Raw genomic sequence first — 18,296 nt, 5'->3', positions numbered from 1 at the left:
CAGCCTCGCAGGCTCGGCAGCTGCTACACAGAGTGCGTCAGGCTGAGGTGGGCAACCACAACCGGAACCGTGCCCCACCCAGCGGCGACGCTTCGACGGTGAGCGTGCCGCCCTGAGCTTCCAGCGCTCGACGACTGATTGCCAACCCCAGACCAAACCCGCCAGTGGCCCGGTCCCGACTGCGATCCAGTCGATAGAAAGGTTCAAATATCCGCTCACGCTCCTCATCCGGAATACCGATCCCGTCATCGTCCACCCAGATTTCAGCCCCCTTGGCACACACCTGCACACCAATCTGAATGCGTTTTTCGCAGTAACGCATCGCATTGCGTAGCAGGTTCTGAATAGCGCGGGCAGTCAGTCTTGGGTCGAGGGCGAAGCGTTCGAGTTGTCCGTGCAAGAGCACATCGATAACGATGTCCGGGGATTCCAGCTCTTCGTCGACGCTGCCGAGGATGCTGTCGATAAATTCATCCAGCGACACCTCGACCCGCTCCGGCAGCCGCGCCGGGTTTTGCAGGCGGCTGTAGGACAACAGTTCCAACACCAGTTCATCGAGTTCGCGAATGTGCGCGACCAGACCTTGCAGACGCTCGCGGCTGGCGGCGGGTAAATCGTCGGACAGTGCCAGCGCCAGGCCGAAATCCAGTCGTGTCAGGGGCGTGCGCAATTCGTGAGAGACGGCATTGAGCAGGTCCCGCTGCTGGTTGAGCAGGTTCTCGATATCGCCGGCCATTGTGTCGAAGACATTGGCCAGGCTGCCGATGTTGGAGCTTTTTGAAATCTGTGTACGCTCGCTCAAGTGGCCCTTGCCGAAGCGTTCAGCCGTACCTTTGAGGCGCTCCAGGTCGTGCCAGTGCGGGCGCAGCCACAGCAACAGGCAGGCGAGCATGGTCGCGCCGATCAGCACGTTGATGCTCCAGTACAACAGGCTGACGTCCATCGGGTCCGGCGGCACGACCATCTCCACCACCGTCCGCTCGTTCAGCGGCGACACCGCCAGGGTGCGCCAGCCCCAGTCGCCAATGCGCACGACGTGCTCGCCACGCTGCAGACGTTTGCGCTCATCAGGGGTGAAATCGGCGTCGTCGTTACCGGTCAGGACGATGTGCAGCGGCTGGAATTCCTTGTCCATCTCCGCGGCCAATGCCGGCCACTGCTCCGGGGGCACCGCGTGAAACTGTTTGACGATGAGGGTTTGCAGCCCGCGCGAATAATCGAGGTTGTAGGTGACAAAGCGCTCCTGGAAGACCTTGATCACCACGTCAGGCACCAGATAGATCGCCGCGCTGTACGAAACGATGGTCACCAGGTACAGGCGAAACAGGATTCTGAACATTGACTCAGCATTCCCACTCGGAACGGCTGAACAGGTAACCCTTGCCCCACACGGTCTTGATCTTGCGCGCCTCGCCGGCGTGGTCGTCGAACTTGCGCCGCAGCTTGGAAATCGCCACGTCCACCGAGCGGTCGGTGCCGTTGAACTCGATGCCGCGCAGGCGTTGCAGAATCTGGTCGCGACTGAGCACCTCGCCGGCATGCCGGGCCAGCACCACCAGCAGGTTGTATTCACCGCTGGACAGTTCGACCAATTGCTCGCGCCAGGTCACGGTGCGCTCGGACAGGTCGATGCACAGATTGCCCATCAGAATGCGGTCGTTGGCGGTCTGCGGCTCGGTGAGGCTGCTGCGCCGCAACAAAGTCCGCACCCGGGCCAGCAACACACGCGGTTCACAGGGTTTGGTGACGTAGTCGTCGGCGCCCATTTCCAGGCCCAGCACCTGATCGTGGCTGTCATCGCGGGCGGTGAGCATCAGGATCGGCAACGTGGCCGAATCGGCGCGCAACAAGCGGCAGACTTGCAGGCCATCGAGCCCCGGCAGCATCAGGTCGAGGATCACCAGGTCCGGCGGATTGACCCGCGCACGCTCGCGCACATGGTCACCACGGCTGATCACGCTGACGCTATAGCCGTTGCGTTCCAGGTAACTGGCAATCAGTTCCGAGAGCGCGGTGTCGTCTTCGACCAGGAGGATGTTGGGCATGTGGGGTGTTCCAGAAAGTGCAGTGGCGTTTGATAGACCGCTTTCGCGAGCAAGCTCGCTCCCACAGGGGAATGCATTTCAAATGTGGGAGCGAGCTTGCTCGCGATGGCGGCACAACAGTCGCAGAAAAAATCAAGTCGCCAAGGATATACGCCCTCGTCCATGCCTGAGTAAAACCCTTACACAATTTCACACAGCGCCTACAAAGCTTCACCGCTACCCTCGTCGCCTCCCCGTAGGATGCTGGGGGTCATTATTGGGGTATCACATGTCAAAGAATCTGCTTGCCAGGCTCAGCCTGATTGCACTGGCGCTGACGCTGAGCGCTTGTGACAAGGCCTCGACAGCCGAAGAACAGGCGCCTCTGGCCACGGTTCGGATCGAAACCATCCAAGCCAGCCCCCTGTCGATCACCAGTGAACTGAGCGGGCGGATTGCCGCGCCACGGATTGCCGAAGTGCGCGCCCGGGTGGCCGGTGTGGTGCTGCAACGGACGTTCCGTGAAGGCAGCGATGTGAAAAAAGGCGAAGTGTTGTTCCGTATCGACCCGGCGCCGTTCAAGGCTGACCTAGACAGCGCTGAAGCGGCGCTGCGCAAGGCTGAAGCCAATGCGTTCCAGGCGCGCCTGCAAGAGCAGCGTTACGCGCAGTTGATCGAAGGCAATGCCATCAGCGGCCAGGATTATGACAACGCCCGGGCCAGTGCCCGGCAAACCGCTGCCGACGTCGCCGCGAACAAGGCCGCCGTGGAACGGGCGAAACTCAACCTGGGTTACGCCACGGTCACGGCGCCGATCTCCGGGCGCATCGGCCGTGCGTTGGTGACCGAAGGCGCACTGGTCGGGCAGAACGAAACCACACCGCTGGCATTGATTCAGCAACTGAACCCGATCCATGCCGACCTCACCCAATCGACCCGCGAACTCAACGACCTGCGCCGGGCGTTCCGTTCCGGCCAGTTGCAGCAGGTCGGTCAGGACCAGGCCAAAGCCACGCTGATCCAGGACGACGGCAGTCTCTATCCGTTGCCGGGCAAGTTGCTGTTCGCCGACATCACCGTCGACCCCGGCACCGGCCAGATCATCCTGCGCAGCGAATTCCCCAACCCGGACCTCGACTTGCTGCCGGGCAGCTTCGTGCGCGTGCGTCTGGAGCAAGCGGTCATTCAGCAAGGCATCAGCGTGCCGCAACGGGCCATCCAGCGTGACAGCGCCGGCATCGCCCAAGTGCTGGTGCTCGACGCCGAACAGCGAGTCGGCCAGCAACCGGTCGAACTGGGCGCCGTGCAGAACGATCGCTGGATCGTCACCGCCGGACTCAAGCCCGGTGACCGCATCGTCACAGAAGGGCTGCAACATGCCCGTCCCGGCGAAAAAGTGCAGATCGACGACACCCCTCTTCCACTTGCCCAGGCTTCTGGTCAGTAAGCAGGACGCTTCTTTATGCCGCAGTTCTTTATCGATCGCCCGGTGTTCGCCTGGGTGGTTGCCCTGTTCATCCTGTTGGCCGGCGCCCTGGCCATTCCGCAGTTGCCGGTGGCGCAATACCCCAACGTCGCGCCGCCGAAAGTCGAAATCTACGCCACCTACCCAGGTGCTTCGGCACAGACCGTGGACGAAAGCGTGGTCAGCCTGATCGAGGAAGAACTCAACGGCGCTGACCACCTGCTGTATTTCGAATCCCAGAGCAGCCTCGGCAGTGCCACCATCACCGCGACGTTCCAGCCGGGCACTGATCCGGAAATGGCTCAGGTCGATGTGCAAAACCGCCTGAAAGTGGTCGAGTCGCGCCTGCCTCAAGCGGTGACGCAGCAGGGTTTGCAGGTGGAGAAAGTCTCCGCCGGTTTCCTGCTGCTGATCACCCTCACCTCCAGCGACGGCAAGCTCGACGACGTGGCGCTCAGCGATTACCTGGCGCGCAACGTGATGAACGAGATCAAGCGCCTGGACGGCGTCGGCAAGGCACAGCTGTACGGTGCCGAACGGGCCATGCGAATCTGGATCGACCCGCAAAAGCTGATCGGTTTCAACCTGACCCCGGCTGACGTCAACGCCGCCATCGTCGCGCAGAACGCACAAGTGTCGGCCGGCAGCATCGGCGACTTGCCGACCCGCACCACCCAGGAAATCACTGCAACCATTCTGGTCAAAGGTCAGTTGTCGACACCGGAAGAATTCGCCGACATCGTCCTGAAAGCCAATCCCGATGGCTCAACCGTTCGCATCAAAGACGTGGCGCGCGTCGAGATCGGCAGTCAGGAATACCAGTTCTCCACCCGCCTCAACGGCAAACCGTCGACCGCCGTCAGCGTGCAATTGGCGCCGGGCGCCAATGCCTTGAGCACTGCCACGTTGGTGCGGGCGAAGATGGACGAACTGGCGCGCTACTTCCCGGCTGGCGTGGAATACAAGATCCCGTACGACACCTCGCCCTTCGTCAAAGTCTCGATCACCAAGGTGGTTTACACCCTCGGCGAGGCGATGTTACTGGTGTTCGCGGTGATGTTCCTGTTCCTGCAAAACATCCGCTACACGCTGATTCCGACCCTGGTGGTGCCGGTGGCGCTGATGGGCACCTTTGCAACCATGTTGGCGCTCGGGTTTTCGATCAACGTACTGACCATGTTCGGCATGGTGCTAGCGATCGGCATCCTGGTGGATGACGCGATTGTGGTGGTGGAGAACGTCGAGCGAATCATGGCCACCGAAGGCCTGTCGCCCAAAGAGGCAACACGCAAGGCGATGAAGCAGATCACTGGCGCAATCATCGGCATCACGCTGGTGCTGGTCGCGGTGTTCATTCCGATGGCATTCATGCAGGGTTCGGTCGGGGTGATTTACCGGCAGTTCTCGTTGTCGATGGCGACTTCGATTCTGTTCTCGGCGTTCCTCGCCCTGACCTTGACCCCGGCGTTGTGCGCGACGCTGCTCAAGCCGATTGCCAAGGGCGAGCATCACGAGAAGCGCGGGTTCTTCGGCTGGTTCAACCGGCGTTTCGAGCAACTGACCGAGCGTTATCAGGGCTGGGTCGCCTATGCGCTTAAACGCACGGGCCGTTACTTGCTGATCTACGGCGTGCTGCTGATCGGATTGGGCGTGTGCTTCAGTCGACTGCCCTCCTCGTTCCTGCCTGTGGAAGATCAGGGTTACACCATCACCGACATTCAACTGCCACCGGGCGCGAGCAAGAACCGCACGGTGCAGGTGGTCGAGCAGATCGAAGCCCACAACGCCACTGAACCCGGCGTCGGCGACAGCACGGTGATTCTCGGTTTCAGCTTCTCCGGCAGCGGGCAGAACGCGGCGTTGGCGTTTACCACGCTCAAGGACTGGTCTGATCGAGGTAGCGACGACTCGGCCAGTTCCATTGCCGATCGCGCCAACATCGCGTTGAGCCAGATCAAGGACGCCGTAGCGTTTGCCGTCCTGCCACCGCCGGTAGATGGCCTCGGCACTTCCAGCGGTTTCGAGTTCCGCTTGCAGGACCGTGGCGGCCTCGGCCATGCCACGCTGATGCAGGCGCGCAGTGAATTGCTCGCTGCCGCCGAGAAAAGTCCGATCCTGATAAACGTGCGCGAAAGCGCGCTGGCCGAAGCACCGCAGGTGCAACTGGTAGTCGACCGCAAACAGGCCAACGCGCTGGGTGTTTCCTTTGCCGACATTGGCAATGTGCTGTCCACCGCCGTCGGTTCGGCCTACATCAACGACTTCCCCAATCAGGGGCGGATGCAGCGTGTGGTGGTGCAGGCTGAAGGCGATCAGCGCAGTCAGGTCGCCGATCTGCTGAAGATTCACGTGCGCAACAACGCCGGAAAAATGGTGCCGTTGTCGGCCTTCGTCCAGGCCAAGTGGACCCAGGGCCCGGCGCAATTGACTCGCTACAACGGCTACCCGGCGATCAGCATTTCCGGTGAACCGTCGCCCGGTCACAGCACTGGCGAAGCCATGGCGGAAATCGAGCGTCTGGTGGCGCAAGGGCCGGCAGGATTGGGCCAGGAATGGACCGGGTTGTCGTTGCAGGAGCGGTTGTCCGGCAGTCAGGCTCCGATCCTGCTCGGTTTGTCGTTGCTGATCGTGTTCCTGTGTCTGGCCGCGTTGTATGAGAGCTGGTCGATTCCAACGTCGGTGCTGCTGGTGGTGCCGCTCGGCGTGCTCGGCGCAGTACTGGCCGTGACCTTGCGCGGGATGCCCAACGACGTGTTCTTCAAGGTCGGATTGATCACCATCATCGGGCTGTCGGCGAAGAACGCGATCCTGATCATCGAGTTCGCCAAGAGCCTGTACGACGAAGGCCATGACCTGATCGACGCCACCCTGCAAGCCGCGCGCCTGCGACTGCGGCCGATTGTAATGACGTCGCTGGCGTTCATTCTTGGTGTGGTGCCGCTGGCGATTGCCACCGGGGCCAGTTCGGCGAGCCAGCAAGCCATCGGCACCGGGGTGATTGGAGGGATGATCACGGCGACGCTGGCGGTGGTATTTGTGCCGGTGTTTTTTGTGGTGGTGATGAAACTGGTGCGCAAAAGCCATAAAGACCTCTAACCAACAACACCGGCCTAATGTGGGAGTGAGCCTGCTCGCGATAGCGGTGTAACCGTCAACATGGATGTTGAATGTTACGACCTCATCGCGAGCAGGCTCGCTCCCACAGGATCAGCGTTTGCCTGATCGTCTGTGGTCACACCCGACCGCGCTGGGCTAAGGTGTTTGCAAAGCCCTGACGTATCGAGTTCACATGCCCTTCCTCGCCCGCACCCACCCTCGCCTGTCCGCCGCTGCCACCCTCGGCGTCGCAGTGGGCATTCTGGCGCCGGCCGACTCGATCATCAGCAAAATCCTCTTCGGCTGGAATGCCGGCGTCTGGACTTACCTGGTCCTGATGCTCTGGCTCACCGCGCGCGCCAAAGCGCCGGACGTGAAGCGCATTGCCGAGGTCGAAGACGAAAATGCCGGGTTGGTGCTGTTTGTGGTGTGTATTGCGGCGATTGCCAGCCTGGCGACCATCACTTTCGAACTGGCTGGCAGCAAAGACCTTGAAACCACTCGCAAACTGTTGCACTACGGTTTTACCGCGTTGACGGTGATCGGTTCATGGCTGCTGATCGGGGTGATTTTCAGCGTGCACTACGCCCGTCTGTTCTACACCTGGGGCGGCAAAGACCCCGCCCTGCGTTTTGCTGAAGGCCTGACAACCCCCAATTACTGGGACTTCCTGTATTTCTCTTTCACCATCAGCGCGGCGGTTCAGACGTCCGATGTTGGCGTGGCGACTCGGGATTTGCGCAAGATTGTCCTGGCGCAGTCGCTGATCGGCTTTCTGTTCAACACGGCCATTCTCGGGTTCTCGATCAACATCGCGGCGGGACTGTTCAACTGACAGATATACATCTGGTTATAAAAAATCGAATTAATGTTCGCCAGTTGTAAATAGAACCCACAAAACAACAACCCCCAAACACAAAACCAGCACTTTGTATAGCTGCTATATCTGACAGTTTACAAGGTATTGATATTGGTCTTATATGAAACATCCAGGCACTTCACATCGAAAGATGCGGCCTGGATTCGCTGCTAATTATATGGAGAGTGTAATCATGAGCAATACCGCCTTGAAAGCTCGCTGTGCCCCTTCAGCTATGAATGAAGTATTTACTGCAAATCTGGAAGATAGCTCTGACTTTATAGCCTCACTGACCGAACTACGAAGCTCGTCAACCCCAGGCCGAGGTGAAATTTGGGTCGTGATTGCGACTGATCGTACAGACAACAAAGCAAAAACGTTCACCATCACATTTTCAAAAGACATTCAAAGTAACATCGGGAAAATCACTGACGGTGATGATGAGGTCTCGCTTTTCTATAATAACTATGAAGACTTGGCCAACCCAACCCTTCAAAAAGCCAGAACAGGGACGATCCAATATACATTGGATCTCGAAAATATGACCTTCATTGGCAATTTCAATGCCGACATAGATAAATCTGATGGGACCGGAAATTATTTGTGCAGAGGGCACTTCGATACAGTTCTTAGTCGTTCCAGCCCGACGCTCATTCGTTAGACCAAAACAAGGGCCTCGGCATTCAACCCAGGCCCTTTTATACCTATTTACACGCCTGGGTATGCGTAACAGCCCTTTACCACTTGAATTGCACGCCCACAGTGCCTCCCATTGGCATTTCAATATTCTTACCATTCATGTATTCAATTTCTGCATGCGCCTGCCAACGTTCCGACAGATTGATTGCAATGCCCGCCCCGACCTCAGCCCTCGACCCTGAAAGATCATTGTTGAACACGTTATTGTTGACCTTGACTTCGTTGTTCGTCGAAAACTCATGGGCGAATGCCCCTCGAACATAAGGCTGTAATTTAGTACCGCCATTCAGCTGCAAATCACGCCCGACTGTGACCCCGGCTTTGCCGAGCAAGGAGCGTGTACGATCGCCTTCGGCCTGCAAACCATTATCCAGTTTGTAATCCTTGCCCTGAATTACCACCGCGGACCACTGAGTGAAAGGTTCAATGAAGTAGCCTTTTTCCAACTTGATATGGCGCCCCACTTCCACAGAGCCACCGATCGCGCTGTTGTCATAGTCGCCTTTGGAACGTTTGCCGTCAGTCATCCCGACCTTGGCATCGTTCTGGAACCGATTGAGTTTGAGCACGCTGTCGACATAGTAGCCACTGACGTCATCCATCCAGGTCAGGTAAGTACCCACGTAGTAGCTTTTAATCGTACCGGATGTGCCAAGGTGCAAATCCAGATCAGCGGAACTATGACCGGCCATTACCCCCAATAACCACTGCCCGTCACCCAAATGCAGGGGAGCATCGGCGCCCAATGTAAAACCTTGCTGGGATTGTCGGTAGCCATCGCCAAAAGCGTCACTGACGTTGTACTTGTTGCCATAGGCTCTGAGCCACGCGCCTGATTTGTCCGGGTTGAAACGCAGTTCCCCCATACGGCTGCGCAATGAGGTCAATTCACCGTACCAAACGGTTGGAGCGGTATTAAACAAAGCCGTCACTGCACGAGTGGAGGGGCTGATCGTGCGACTTTCAGGATCCAGGAACCAGTCATTGCCGGTTCCGCCCTGTTTCAACCCATAGGAAAACGTCCCCAGATCAACTTGACCCTCAGCATTGGCCAACGAGAATCGGGCATCCCCACCTGCGGTGTGAACAACCTGGATGGGCTGGCCGCTGGCTGGTTCGCTGCCGGTACTGGCAATCAGCAATTGATGATCACCGGTTGCGGTACCGGTGACATTTAGAAAATCACTTTGATTTGTCGTGAAGTTGGCCCCCATCTCAAACAAACCGCTTCCGGACAGGTTATGGACACTCAATTGGAAAAAATCGTTATCAGCACCCAGTTTCACCGTGCCACCGTTCAGCACAAGGTCACCGACCTGGCTGTTGCCCGTCAGATTCCACCTGGACGTGGCATCAATGCCAACCGTGCCGACATTATTCATGACACCGCTCAACTGCGAAGCCTGCTGTAGCGCGACAGTCGCAGTGCTACCCGCATCAGCGCTCACATCTCCTATCAGCGAAGCGCGGGTAAAACTCAATGCAGTATTGCTGTTATCAGACACCCGGACACTGCCTGTCAGGGCACTGTGCTCTACGTTAAGTGCAGCATCGCTCGCGCCCCTGACGTCCAGAATCGTTCCGTTACTACCGGTCAGTGTTGACCCATTGAGAACATCAATTCGAGATACGGGCGCCGATATGCCGGCGTTGTCGACTACGATGGCTGCGCCGCTCTTGCCTTCGACACTCGATTGATCCACTCGCAATTGACTGGCCGGTAAACCCGCACCTTCCAATCCCAATGTCACGCCGTTTTGTGCGCCAATAATGTGTGTGCCATTGACCGCAGACGCTGCACCACTGAGCAAAGTGAGACCGGTACTGCCGGTCCCCGTACCCTCTAGCGTCGACTTGTCCAGCGCAAGTGTGCTGAAGGCCGTTACGCGAGCGCCTCCCGTTACACCGATGACGCTGCTGCCTGTCAGTGTGGCACTGGAGCCAGTGTTCGTGCCGACAGCATGTCCCACCTGCAAGCCCAGCCGATTGCCGCTGATTGCACTGCCGCTGATCGTGGCAGTACTGTTGGCGAGTTCCAGTCCCGCACGTGCATTACCTCCAACTACAATCGTGTTGATCAGGCTGACCGTAGACCCGCGACTGGCCGAGATCTGTTGAGTCACTGCACCACTCGCATTCAACGTCGATTCAAACGCGGTGACATTGAGCGTCTGAGCCCCGTCGACGTTCAACGTAGCATTTTGAGAAAGAACCCATTGCTCCACGTTGTAGCCATTTGTAATTGTTTGAGTGCCGCCTACCAATGTTCCGGCGTTTACGGTCTGAGACATCAACAATGAAAAAAAACTCAGCGAGGAACCACCCAACCACATTTTCATCATCGTTATTTGGGTGGCATCTTTTTTTGACCACATAATAGAGTTTTCCGATTTTTTGTTCCCTGAAGAACGAAGAAATGAATGTGCGAACGACCGGATGCCGACCGTAAACGCCGGCACACTACAACTATGCGCAACCCTGGTATGTAGGAATAATCTGGAAAACAGTAGGAATATGTTACCTACTGTAATAGGAAAAATACCGGGAGAGCGTACTCCCCCGGCAAACACTCATTCAGAGTCCATTGGTTGGACTACCCTCACAGTAATTACCACTGTCATTCAGTAACGAAACTTCGTTGAGGAAACTCACTGATGGAGTCGGCACACCAAAAATGGTGACTTCATACCAGATTTTTATATATCCATTAGGCAAGCCGGAGCTGCGCGGTGGCTGAATGGGTTTCAATTTCGTCAAGTATGGCTGGATGTTCTCTACAAAAACACCACCTGTTTCGGAGCCGCTGATTGGGTAATCCTTACTGAAATCGGTACCCGCAATGGGTACCAGGCCTTGTGCATCCTCAGTACCCACAGATTTTAACGTTACGACTGTGCCTGTCGGCATGTAAGTCGGATCAATCGTAACCGTCACTGGCAACTCAAAATTGGGGAAAGCCAGGTACCGGCATGACACGAATCCATTGAACAAACGGACTGTTGGTGGGGGCAGAGAAACCCGAACGTTATCGATGATCACTTCTGTGTCAGGCGATTTGATCACATTACGGCCACCCGTCTCTTCGATCGTCCAATAAGCGATTTTTGTACCTGGACCTGCTGCATCAATCACGGCAGGATCGATCGTAAAGGTCAACGGCGTTGCTGGACCGGCCGGTAGCAACTGACTGTCTACCGCCACCCCGTTGAACCAAAGCCTTGCAGTTTCATCGCCGGTTGGTGTCCAGGTTATGGGGGCAGTAATCATGGGTGTACTAATGTCCGCGTCCTCACCTCGGTCATCCGCAATAATGTGGTTTGGCGTGTTACTCGGACCTACAACGGTAACCTTGGTCATATTGGGGTTTTCCCTTCCAGGGAAAACCGGATTTACCGGACCTCGGTAGCTAAAATCGAGGGCGGAATCGGTGTTGGTAGAGGGCCGTAACGGTTCCAGGCCACGAGAAAATTGATAACTGGCGACAATCGGCACTGCCGCTGTAGCACTGCCCCAAAGTGCCAACAATCGGCTGGTGGAGATCGGGAACTGCAGGGTTCTTGGTGCCGTCCCCAAGGGCTGACTACCCAGAGAAATCGGCAATGTTCCATTGGTGACTGTCGGGATAATCCGATCGTTCTCCTGGCCGTTAGTGGTATATGGCACATTCACAAAAACAGGGGTTTCAAGATCCTCAAGATCAATGACATCTGGCGAAATACCCTTAGGAATTACACAATCGATCAACGAAGGTGGCGGAAGACGTCGAACATTAAATGAGCCCGAAAGAGCGGGGTCACTTTCATTACCCACCACATCACGCAATACGTACCAGATAAAATAAAGCGAATCGAGTTTTGGAAGCTGATCCCGTGGAATATTCACAGTGGACGAGGTCAACGCTTGACTATGGACAGGTGTACCAGCTCCATAGTTAGTGTCGATATAGACATCAATCACATCATCCGGACGATAAAACTCATAACCTGTATTGACGGTTAGAGAAAGCTGCGTGTTATCTCTCAGCCAATCATCGTCAATCGTCCCGCGCGCCGGCAGGTTTTGGAAAAGAACTGCGTCCGGCTTAAACTTGGTACCGGAAGTTTTATCCTGTTCAGGAGCAGTACGATCAATCTCCGCCGTCACCCATGGCAAAAAATCCGGATTACCATCACTGCCTTTATAAAAGATAAACTGATACTGGTAAGTCGTTGAGATCTTTGTCCGATCATCATCGACAAGCGCAGTGGTAGCCACCGGAACATCAAGAAACTCTGGCCGGCTTGTTACTCCCCCAAAGTCATCCTCGCCAACTAATACGGGAGTTCCTGACGTTCCTTTGCGCTGGAAAAGCGCCCATCCATCAAGGTCGTGAGGAACAGCGATTGTTTTAGTGTCGAATCTTACAGTCATCGGCCCCGGATCCAGAATCGCTTTTGGAATCAGATCGTCGACAATCTTTCCAACAATTATTGGAGCATCGGCCATAATGCCTACGTTAACCGTAGACGTGCGCAACGCCAAACGAGCACGCTTGGCGATTTCCTGGGATGTTAACTTTTTTGCTTTACCGAATTTCTCTTGAATAGTCATTTTTCTTCTCCGAACAAAATATCCAAGTCAAATCAATCCCGGCACGCTAACAGCTCGACGAGAACAGCACGAAAACTCATCAATAACTTTCACCAGGAGACAGACCACTTTTCTAGCAATCACAACGGCACAACAAAAACCAATGAAAGGACAATCGTTTTCTATCTCATGGTGCACCACCACAGGGAATGCTCTCACCACTTATAATTCGATCTATTTTCACAAGGCCATCGTAAGATTTCGCAACCGGCACACCGCTTCTAACAATCGTATATCGCGCAATGCCTGAATCATTATCAAACATTGGTCTTACGTAGGGATCGAAAGGTATATCAAAGACAAAACCATTCTCCGCATCGCTTTCACTTAATGTTCTGCGTAGCTCGTGTAATGGGGTTAACGCCGGCGGTGAGCCATTGAGTGTGGAAAAGCCCTGCCATTCCAACACAAACTCGTCAAATTCTCTGAAAATGAGTTCAGCCGATATTTGCAGTCTGATTTTCTCCCAAACAGGCGGGCTTTCCGGGTAACGAGGCGTGCAGTTTATATACCCCCAAATACTGGCATCCGGAAAGCCGGGACTTTTAAGGGACGGTACGAAAGTATGATCAATCGTCAGTGTCTTTATAGGAGATGGATCTTCATTCCCATCAAACCCTTCAAGTACATACTGAATAAAAGCGACCCCATCCACGCTCATTCTTTGCGGAGTCAGTGGAAACGTAAACTCCGGTTTGTCGTCTACCTGTGTGTATGTCTGCGTATATATTTCTTCTTCAACACTGTTTTGTGTCCAATAGATGTGAAGAATCGTAAAACGCCCAGGCCGATCCGGAAAACGATCCCATCGAGGAATCCTGATAGTCGTCCCATTGATCAGTTGCTCCCAGGGGATCCGGCCTGCTGGATCGGATTCGCTGACACCATCTATCCGCAAATCCGCAGCGGTGACTTGTTCATTGGATCGTGGCATCGCAGATTCTCGCTCTGTGTAGTGTTCTCAGTGCCTATTTCTTGTTGAAGGCGTTTTCAGATATTGAGCGCCGATTCCCTTAAACTGCCTACTGTCAAATCTGACAGGTATTGCTACCGCCTGTCGGAAACCGCGTAAAGCTCTAGAGAAGACTTGCTTGACGACAGTCAGGTTTATCGTGTTTCCTGAAACCGGTTTCAGACGCTCCTACAAAAATAAGGTCAGTCCTTTGAACGATTTCTCCGCCGCCCAACGCAGCCGCGTGACGATGCTCGACGTCGCCGAACATGCCAAGGTCTCCAAGGCCAGCGTCTCGCGCTTCATCGGCGATGACCGCGCCCTGCTCTCCGATGCCATTGCCTTGCGCATCGAGCAGGCAATCGCCGAACTCGGCTATCGCCCGAACCAGATGGCCCGCGGCCTGAAACGCGGGCGAACCCGCCTGATCGGCATGCTGGTGGCCGATATCCGTAACCCTTATTCGATTGCCGTGATGCACGGGGTGGAAACCGCCTGCCGTCAGCACGGCTACAGCCTGGTGGTGTGCAACACCGATCGCGATGACGAGCAGGAACGCCAGCACCTGGCCCTGCTGCGCTCCTACAACATCGAAGGCTTGATCGTGAACACCCTCGGCCATCACCGCGATGAGTTGCGTGAGCTGCACCGGGAAATGCCGCTGGTACTGGTGGATCGCAAGGTCGAGCAGCTCGACAGCGATCTGGTCGGGCTGGACAATCCTGCCGCCGTTGAAATGGCCCTCGCCCATTTGCAAGAACGCGGCTATCGCGATGTGCTGTTGGTGACCGAGCCGTTTGACGGCACCAGTTCGCGGATCGAACGGGTCAGCAGTTTCAAGGCGCAGATCGAACAACGCCCTACCCTGCGCGGCACCCTCCTCGAAACCGGCAGCGAACTCACCGCCCAGCTGAAAACCTTCCTCGAAACGCCCGGCCCCGGCCAGAAAGCGCTGTTCTGCGCCAACGGAATCGCCGCGCTGGCCAGCACCCATTCGTTGCGTGAACTGAAGTGCAATCTGTTCGAGGACGTCGGCCTGATCGCCCTCGATGATCTGGATTGGTATCCGTTGGTCGGCAGCGGGATCACCGCCCTCGCCCAACCGACGGCCGAAATTGGCGCCAGTGCGTTCGAGTGTTTGCTCAAGCGTTTGCGCGGTGATGACGGGCCGGTGCGGACCCTGGATTTTTCGGCGAAGTTGATTGTGCGTGGGTCGACTCTTGGAGATTTTCAGTGAATGTTATGGCCTCATCGCGAGCAAGCTCGCTCCCACAGGGGATCTGTGGTGTTCACAAAACCTGTGGGAGCGAGCTTGCTCGCGATGGGGACCTAAAGAACGCCGCATCTTTCTGCCATGGATTTTTTTGAACAAAAATGAAACCGGTTTCAGAGGTATACAACAATGAATAAACCACCCGTTTCCATCAGCCTGTCGAGCTACGGCGCCGACCTTGTTCGCCAACGCGGCCAGGGATCGTTTATCGACGTGTTGGCCGCCGCGGGCGCCACGCGCATCGAATGGCGCGAGGAACTGCTGACTGTCGAAGACCCCACGCAACTGGCTGACGCCACTCAGGCCCAAGGCCTCGAAAGCGTGTATTCCTCGCCGATGGAATTGTGGCTGGCCGGCCAGTCCAAACCCAATCCCGAACTGATCTCTGCGTTGCAGCGCGCGCAGGCATTCGGAGCCAAATGGCTGAAAGTGTCCCTGGGTTATTTCACCGACAACAGCGACCTCCAGACCTTGTCCCGTGTGCTGGGCAAAAGCGCTGTGCAGTTGTTGGTGGAAAATGATCAAACCCTGCACGGTGGCCGCATCGAGCCATTCCAGCGCTTTTTCACTGAAATCGAGCAACACAACCTGCCGGTCAAAATGACCTTCGACATCGGCAACTGGCACTGGCAAGACCAGTCCGCCGCCAGCGCCGCGCGGTTGCTAGGTCGTCACGTCGGCTATGTGCACTGCAAAGCCGTCACGCGCCGGGCCGACGGAAAACTGGTCGCCATACCGCCGGCCGCCAGCGACCTGCATCTGTGGGAACAACTGCTGCGGCACATGGCCCAAGGCGTGATGCGGGCGGCGGAATATCCGCTGCAAGGCGACGACCTGGTGCAGTTGACTACCGAGCATGTCGCCACCCTCGCCCGCCTCGGTCAAACCCGGTTGGAGAGCGCTCATGTCTGAGATCGATATTCTCTCGTTCGGCGAAACCATGGCGATGTTCGTCGCCGAACACAACGGTGATTTGGCCGACATTGGCCAATTCCACAAACGCATTGCCGGGGCTGACAGCAATGTCGCCATTGGCTTGTCGCGGTTGGGTTTTAACGTGGCCTGGCTGAGCCGGGTGGGCGCTGATTCGCTGGGACGGTTCGTGATCGACACCCTGGAAAAAGAAGGTCTGGATTGCCGCAACGTTGCCATCGACACCGAGCACCCGACTGGTTTTCAACTCAAGTCACGCACCGACGATGGCAGCGATCCGGTGGTCGAGTATTTCCGCCGTGGGTCGGCGGCGAGTCATCTGTCGCGGCAGTCGATCGCGCCTGAATTACTGAACGCCCGGCACTTGCACGCCACTGGTATTCCGCCGGCGCTGTCCGAAACGGCTCGGGAAATGTCTTTCGAATTGATGACCCGCATGCGCGATGCCGGGCGCAGCGTGTCCTTCGACCCGAACCTGCGCCCGAGCCTGTGGGCCAGCGAGCAACAGATGATTAGCGAGATCAACCGCCTCGCCGCCCTCGCCCATTGGGTGCTGCCGGGGTTGAGTGAAGGCCGCTTGCTGACCGGTTTCGAAGACCCGGCCGACATTGCGGCGTTTTACCTCGATCAAGGCGCCGAAGCCGTGGCGATCAAACTGGGCCCGCACGGGGCGTATTACCGCACTCATCTGGACCAGGGTTTCGTGGCGGGCGTGCCGGTGGAAACGGTGGTCGATACCGTCGGTGCCGGCGATGGATTTGCCGTCGGCATGATCAGCGCCCTGCTGGAAAACCACAGCTTTGCCGACGCCGTGAAGCGTGCCAACTGGATTGGCAGCCGTGCGGTACAGAGCCGTGGGGATATGGAGGGGTTGCCCGATCGATCCGAAATGATCGCCGAATTTGAGGCCGCCTTCGCGAGCAGGCTCGCTCCCACATTGGATCGCATTCCAACGTAATTCCCCTGTGGAAGCGAGCCTGCTCGCGAAGAGGCCATAACAATCACTGAAGATTTAACCCGTTACCTGCTGCGACAAAAACAACAAGCTCAGGAGCACCACTATGAAAACCGCAACACTCGCCGCCCGCCGCTGGTGGTACATCATGCCGATCGTGTTCATCACCTACAGCCTGGCGTACCTGGACCGCGCCAACTACGGGTTCGCCGCCGCCTCCGGGATGGCCGCCGACCTGATGATCACGCCGGGACTGTCGTCGATGCTTGGCGCGCTGTTCTTCCTCGGCTACTTTTTCTTCCAGGTGCCGGGCGCGATCTACGCCCAGAAGCACAGCGTGAAGAAGCTGATTTTCGTCAGCCTGATTCTCTGGGGTGGCCTGGCCACGCTGACCGGGATCGTCTCCAACGCCTACTGGCTGGTCGTGATTCGCTTCATGCTCGGCGTGGTCGAAGCCGCGGTGATGCCGGCGATGCTGGTGTACCTGTGCCATTGGTTCACCCGTGCCGAACGCTCGCGCGCCAACACGTTCCTGATCCTCGGTAACCCGGTGACCATGCTCTGGATGTCGGTGGTGTCGGGGTATCTGGTGCAGCATTTCAGCTGGCGCTGGATGTTCATCATCGAAGGTTTGCCAGCGGTGCTTTGGGCATTTATCTGGTGGCGTCTGGCCGATGACCGTCCCGCCCAAGCCAAGTGGCTGAGCGATCAAGAGAAGCAGGATCTGCAAAGCGCTTTGGCGGCCGAACAGGTCGGCATCAAAGCGGTGAAAAACTACGCCGAAGCCTTCCGTTCGCCGAAGGTGATCATCCTGGCCTTGCAGTTTTTCTGCTGGAGCATTGGCGTCTACGGTTTCGTGCTGTGGCTGCCGTCGATCCTCAAGGCCGGTGCGCAAATGGACATGATCGAGGCCGGCTGGCTCTCCTCGCTGCCGTATCTGGCGGCGGTGATCGGCATGCTGCTGGTGTCCTGGGGCTCGGACAAGTTGCAGAAGCGCAAACGCTTTGTCTGGCCGCCACTGCTGATCGCCTCAATTGCGTTTTACGGTTCCTACGCTTTGGGTGCGGAACACTTCTGGTGGTCCTACACCTTGCTGGTGATCGCGGGTGCCTGCATGTATGCGCCGTATGGACCGTTTTTCGCCATCGTCCCGGAAATCCTGCCGGCCAACGTCGCGGGTGGCGCCATGGCGCTGATCAACAGCATGGGTGCGCTCGGTTCGTTTGGCGGTTCGTATCTGGTGGGCTACTTGAACAGCTCCACCGGCTCGCCGGGTGCTTCTTATCTGTTGATGAGCGGCGCGTTGATGCTCTCGGTGGTGCTGACGATTTTCCTCAAGCCCGGCGCCAGCGACCGGGTCGTGGCCAAGGCCGTTGTGCAACGGTCGACGGCTGCTCATTCCTGAATTGAA

The 18,296-nt window shown here is 56.9% G+C and carries 13 protein-coding genes; 8 read left to right on the top strand and 5 right to left on the bottom strand.

Features of this window, described 5'->3' with window-relative positions; translation table 11 throughout:
- Positions 1-37 precede the first annotated feature (37 nt).
- Entirely contained in the window at positions 38-1,339 is a 1,302-nt protein-coding gene (locus AC3IUE_RS15285) for an ATP-binding protein (protein WP_056739903.1), read from the bottom strand.
- A 4-nt stretch (positions 1,340-1,343) separates the two neighbouring features.
- Complete coding sequence (locus AC3IUE_RS15280) at positions 1,344-2,045, bottom strand: response regulator (protein WP_008155184.1); 702 nt, start codon at positions 2,043-2,045, stop codon at positions 1,344-1,346.
- Positions 2,046-2,313: 268 nt separating this feature from the next.
- Here AC3IUE_RS15280 and AC3IUE_RS15275 point away from each other — a divergent pair, with 268 nt between their 5' ends.
- From AC3IUE_RS15275 to AC3IUE_RS15260, 4 genes are all read left to right on the top strand, one after another.
- The gene (locus tag AC3IUE_RS15275) at positions 2,314-3,471 is read left to right on the top strand and encodes an efflux RND transporter periplasmic adaptor subunit (protein ID WP_489268504.1); all 1,158 of its coding nucleotides are present in this window, start codon (positions 2,314-2,316) and stop codon (positions 3,469-3,471) included.
- 15 nt (positions 3,472-3,486) lie between these two features.
- Positions 3,487-6,585: a multidrug efflux RND transporter permease subunit gene (locus AC3IUE_RS15270; RefSeq protein WP_489268502.1), complete on the top strand. Its 3,099-nt coding sequence runs from the start codon at positions 3,487-3,489 to the stop codon at positions 6,583-6,585.
- Positions 6,586-6,778: 193 nt separating this feature from the next.
- Positions 6,779-7,420 (top strand): DUF1345 domain-containing protein, encoded by a 642-nt coding sequence (locus tag AC3IUE_RS15265; RefSeq protein WP_489268501.1) that lies wholly within the window; start codon positions 6,779-6,781, stop codon positions 7,418-7,420.
- 217 nt (positions 7,421-7,637) lie between these two features.
- On the top strand, positions 7,638-8,105 hold the full coding sequence (locus AC3IUE_RS15260) for a hypothetical protein (protein WP_489268499.1): 468 nt from the start codon (positions 7,638-7,640) through the stop codon (positions 8,103-8,105).
- Between the two features lie 76 nt (positions 8,106-8,181).
- Here the strand turns inward: AC3IUE_RS15260 and AC3IUE_RS15255 are convergent, their stop codons facing one another.
- The 3 genes from AC3IUE_RS15255 to AC3IUE_RS15245 all read right to left on the bottom strand — a co-directional run bounded on the left by AC3IUE_RS15255 (position 8,182) and on the right by AC3IUE_RS15245 (position 13,706).
- Positions 8,182-10,602, bottom strand: a complete 2,421-nt coding sequence (locus AC3IUE_RS15255) for an autotransporter outer membrane beta-barrel domain-containing protein (RefSeq protein ID WP_489268497.1) — start codon at positions 10,600-10,602, stop codon at positions 8,182-8,184.
- Between the two features lie 115 nt (positions 10,603-10,717).
- The gene (locus AC3IUE_RS15250; protein ID WP_489268495.1) at positions 10,718-12,733 is read right to left on the bottom strand and encodes a hypothetical protein; all 2,016 of its coding nucleotides are present in this window, start codon (positions 12,731-12,733) and stop codon (positions 10,718-10,720) included.
- A 166-nt stretch (positions 12,734-12,899) separates the two neighbouring features.
- A complete protein-coding gene (locus AC3IUE_RS15245) occupies positions 12,900-13,706 on the bottom strand; it encodes a hypothetical protein (RefSeq protein ID WP_489268493.1) in 807 nt (268 codons plus the stop codon).
- 229 nt (positions 13,707-13,935) lie between these two features.
- Here AC3IUE_RS15245 and AC3IUE_RS15240 point away from each other — a divergent pair, with 229 nt between their 5' ends.
- The 4 genes from AC3IUE_RS15240 (at position 13,936) to AC3IUE_RS15225 (ending at position 18,290) form a co-directional block, all read left to right on the top strand.
- A complete protein-coding gene (locus AC3IUE_RS15240; protein ID WP_489268491.1) occupies positions 13,936-14,961 on the top strand; it encodes a LacI family DNA-binding transcriptional regulator in 1,026 nt (341 codons plus the stop codon).
- 165 nt (positions 14,962-15,126) lie between these two features.
- Positions 15,127-15,909 carry a sugar phosphate isomerase/epimerase family protein gene (locus AC3IUE_RS15235; RefSeq protein ID WP_489268489.1) on the top strand — a complete coding sequence of 261 codons (783 nt, stop codon included), beginning with the start codon at positions 15,127-15,129 and terminating at the stop codon, positions 15,907-15,909.
- Positions 15,902-16,888 carry a sugar kinase gene (locus tag AC3IUE_RS15230; protein ID WP_489268487.1) on the top strand — a complete coding sequence of 329 codons (987 nt, stop codon included), beginning with the start codon at positions 15,902-15,904 and terminating at the stop codon, positions 16,886-16,888. Before AC3IUE_RS15235 ends, AC3IUE_RS15230 begins: the two co-directional genes overlap by 8 nt.
- A gap of 103 nt (positions 16,889-16,991) precedes the next feature.
- Complete coding sequence (locus AC3IUE_RS15225; RefSeq protein ID WP_056739880.1) at positions 16,992-18,290, top strand: MFS transporter; 1,299 nt, start codon at positions 16,992-16,994, stop codon at positions 18,288-18,290.
- The last annotated feature ends 6 nt before the right edge of the window (positions 18,291-18,296 follow it).

The sequence above is a fragment of the Pseudomonas sp. GL_093 genome (genome assembly GCF_057837605.1).
This window is presented reverse-complemented; position numbering and strand designations above follow the sequence as displayed.

What these genes read in the sequence shown, in the direction of transcription:
- AC3IUE_RS15225 (WP_056739880.1), top strand. Translation starts at nt 16,992, where the DNA reads ATGAAAACCGCAACACTCGCCGCCCGCCGCTGGTGGTACATCATGCCG.
- AC3IUE_RS15260 (WP_489268499.1), top strand. Translation starts at nt 7,638, where the DNA reads ATGAGCAATACCGCCTTGAAAGCTCGCTGTGCCCCTTCAGCTATGAAT.
- AC3IUE_RS15280 (WP_008155184.1), bottom strand. Translation starts at nt 2,045, where the DNA reads ATGCCCAACATCCTCCTGGTCGAAGACGACACCGCGCTCTCGGAACTG.
- AC3IUE_RS15270 (WP_489268502.1), top strand. Translation starts at nt 3,487, where the DNA reads ATGCCGCAGTTCTTTATCGATCGCCCGGTGTTCGCCTGGGTGGTTGCC.
- AC3IUE_RS15275 (WP_489268504.1), top strand. Translation starts at nt 2,314, where the DNA reads ATGTCAAAGAATCTGCTTGCCAGGCTCAGCCTGATTGCACTGGCGCTG.
- AC3IUE_RS15250 (WP_489268495.1), bottom strand. Translation starts at nt 12,733, where the DNA reads ATGACTATTCAAGAGAAATTCGGTAAAGCAAAAAAGTTAACATCCCAG.
- AC3IUE_RS15265 (WP_489268501.1), top strand. Translation starts at nt 6,779, where the DNA reads ATGCCCTTCCTCGCCCGCACCCACCCTCGCCTGTCCGCCGCTGCCACC.
- AC3IUE_RS15230 (WP_489268487.1), top strand. Translation starts at nt 15,902, where the DNA reads ATGTCTGAGATCGATATTCTCTCGTTCGGCGAAACCATGGCGATGTTC.
- AC3IUE_RS15235 (WP_489268489.1), top strand. Translation starts at nt 15,127, where the DNA reads ATGAATAAACCACCCGTTTCCATCAGCCTGTCGAGCTACGGCGCCGAC.
- AC3IUE_RS15285 (WP_056739903.1), bottom strand. Translation starts at nt 1,339, where the DNA reads ATGTTCAGAATCCTGTTTCGCCTGTACCTGGTGACCATCGTTTCGTAC.
- AC3IUE_RS15245 (WP_489268493.1), bottom strand. Translation starts at nt 13,706, where the DNA reads ATGCCACGATCCAATGAACAAGTCACCGCTGCGGATTTGCGGATAGAT.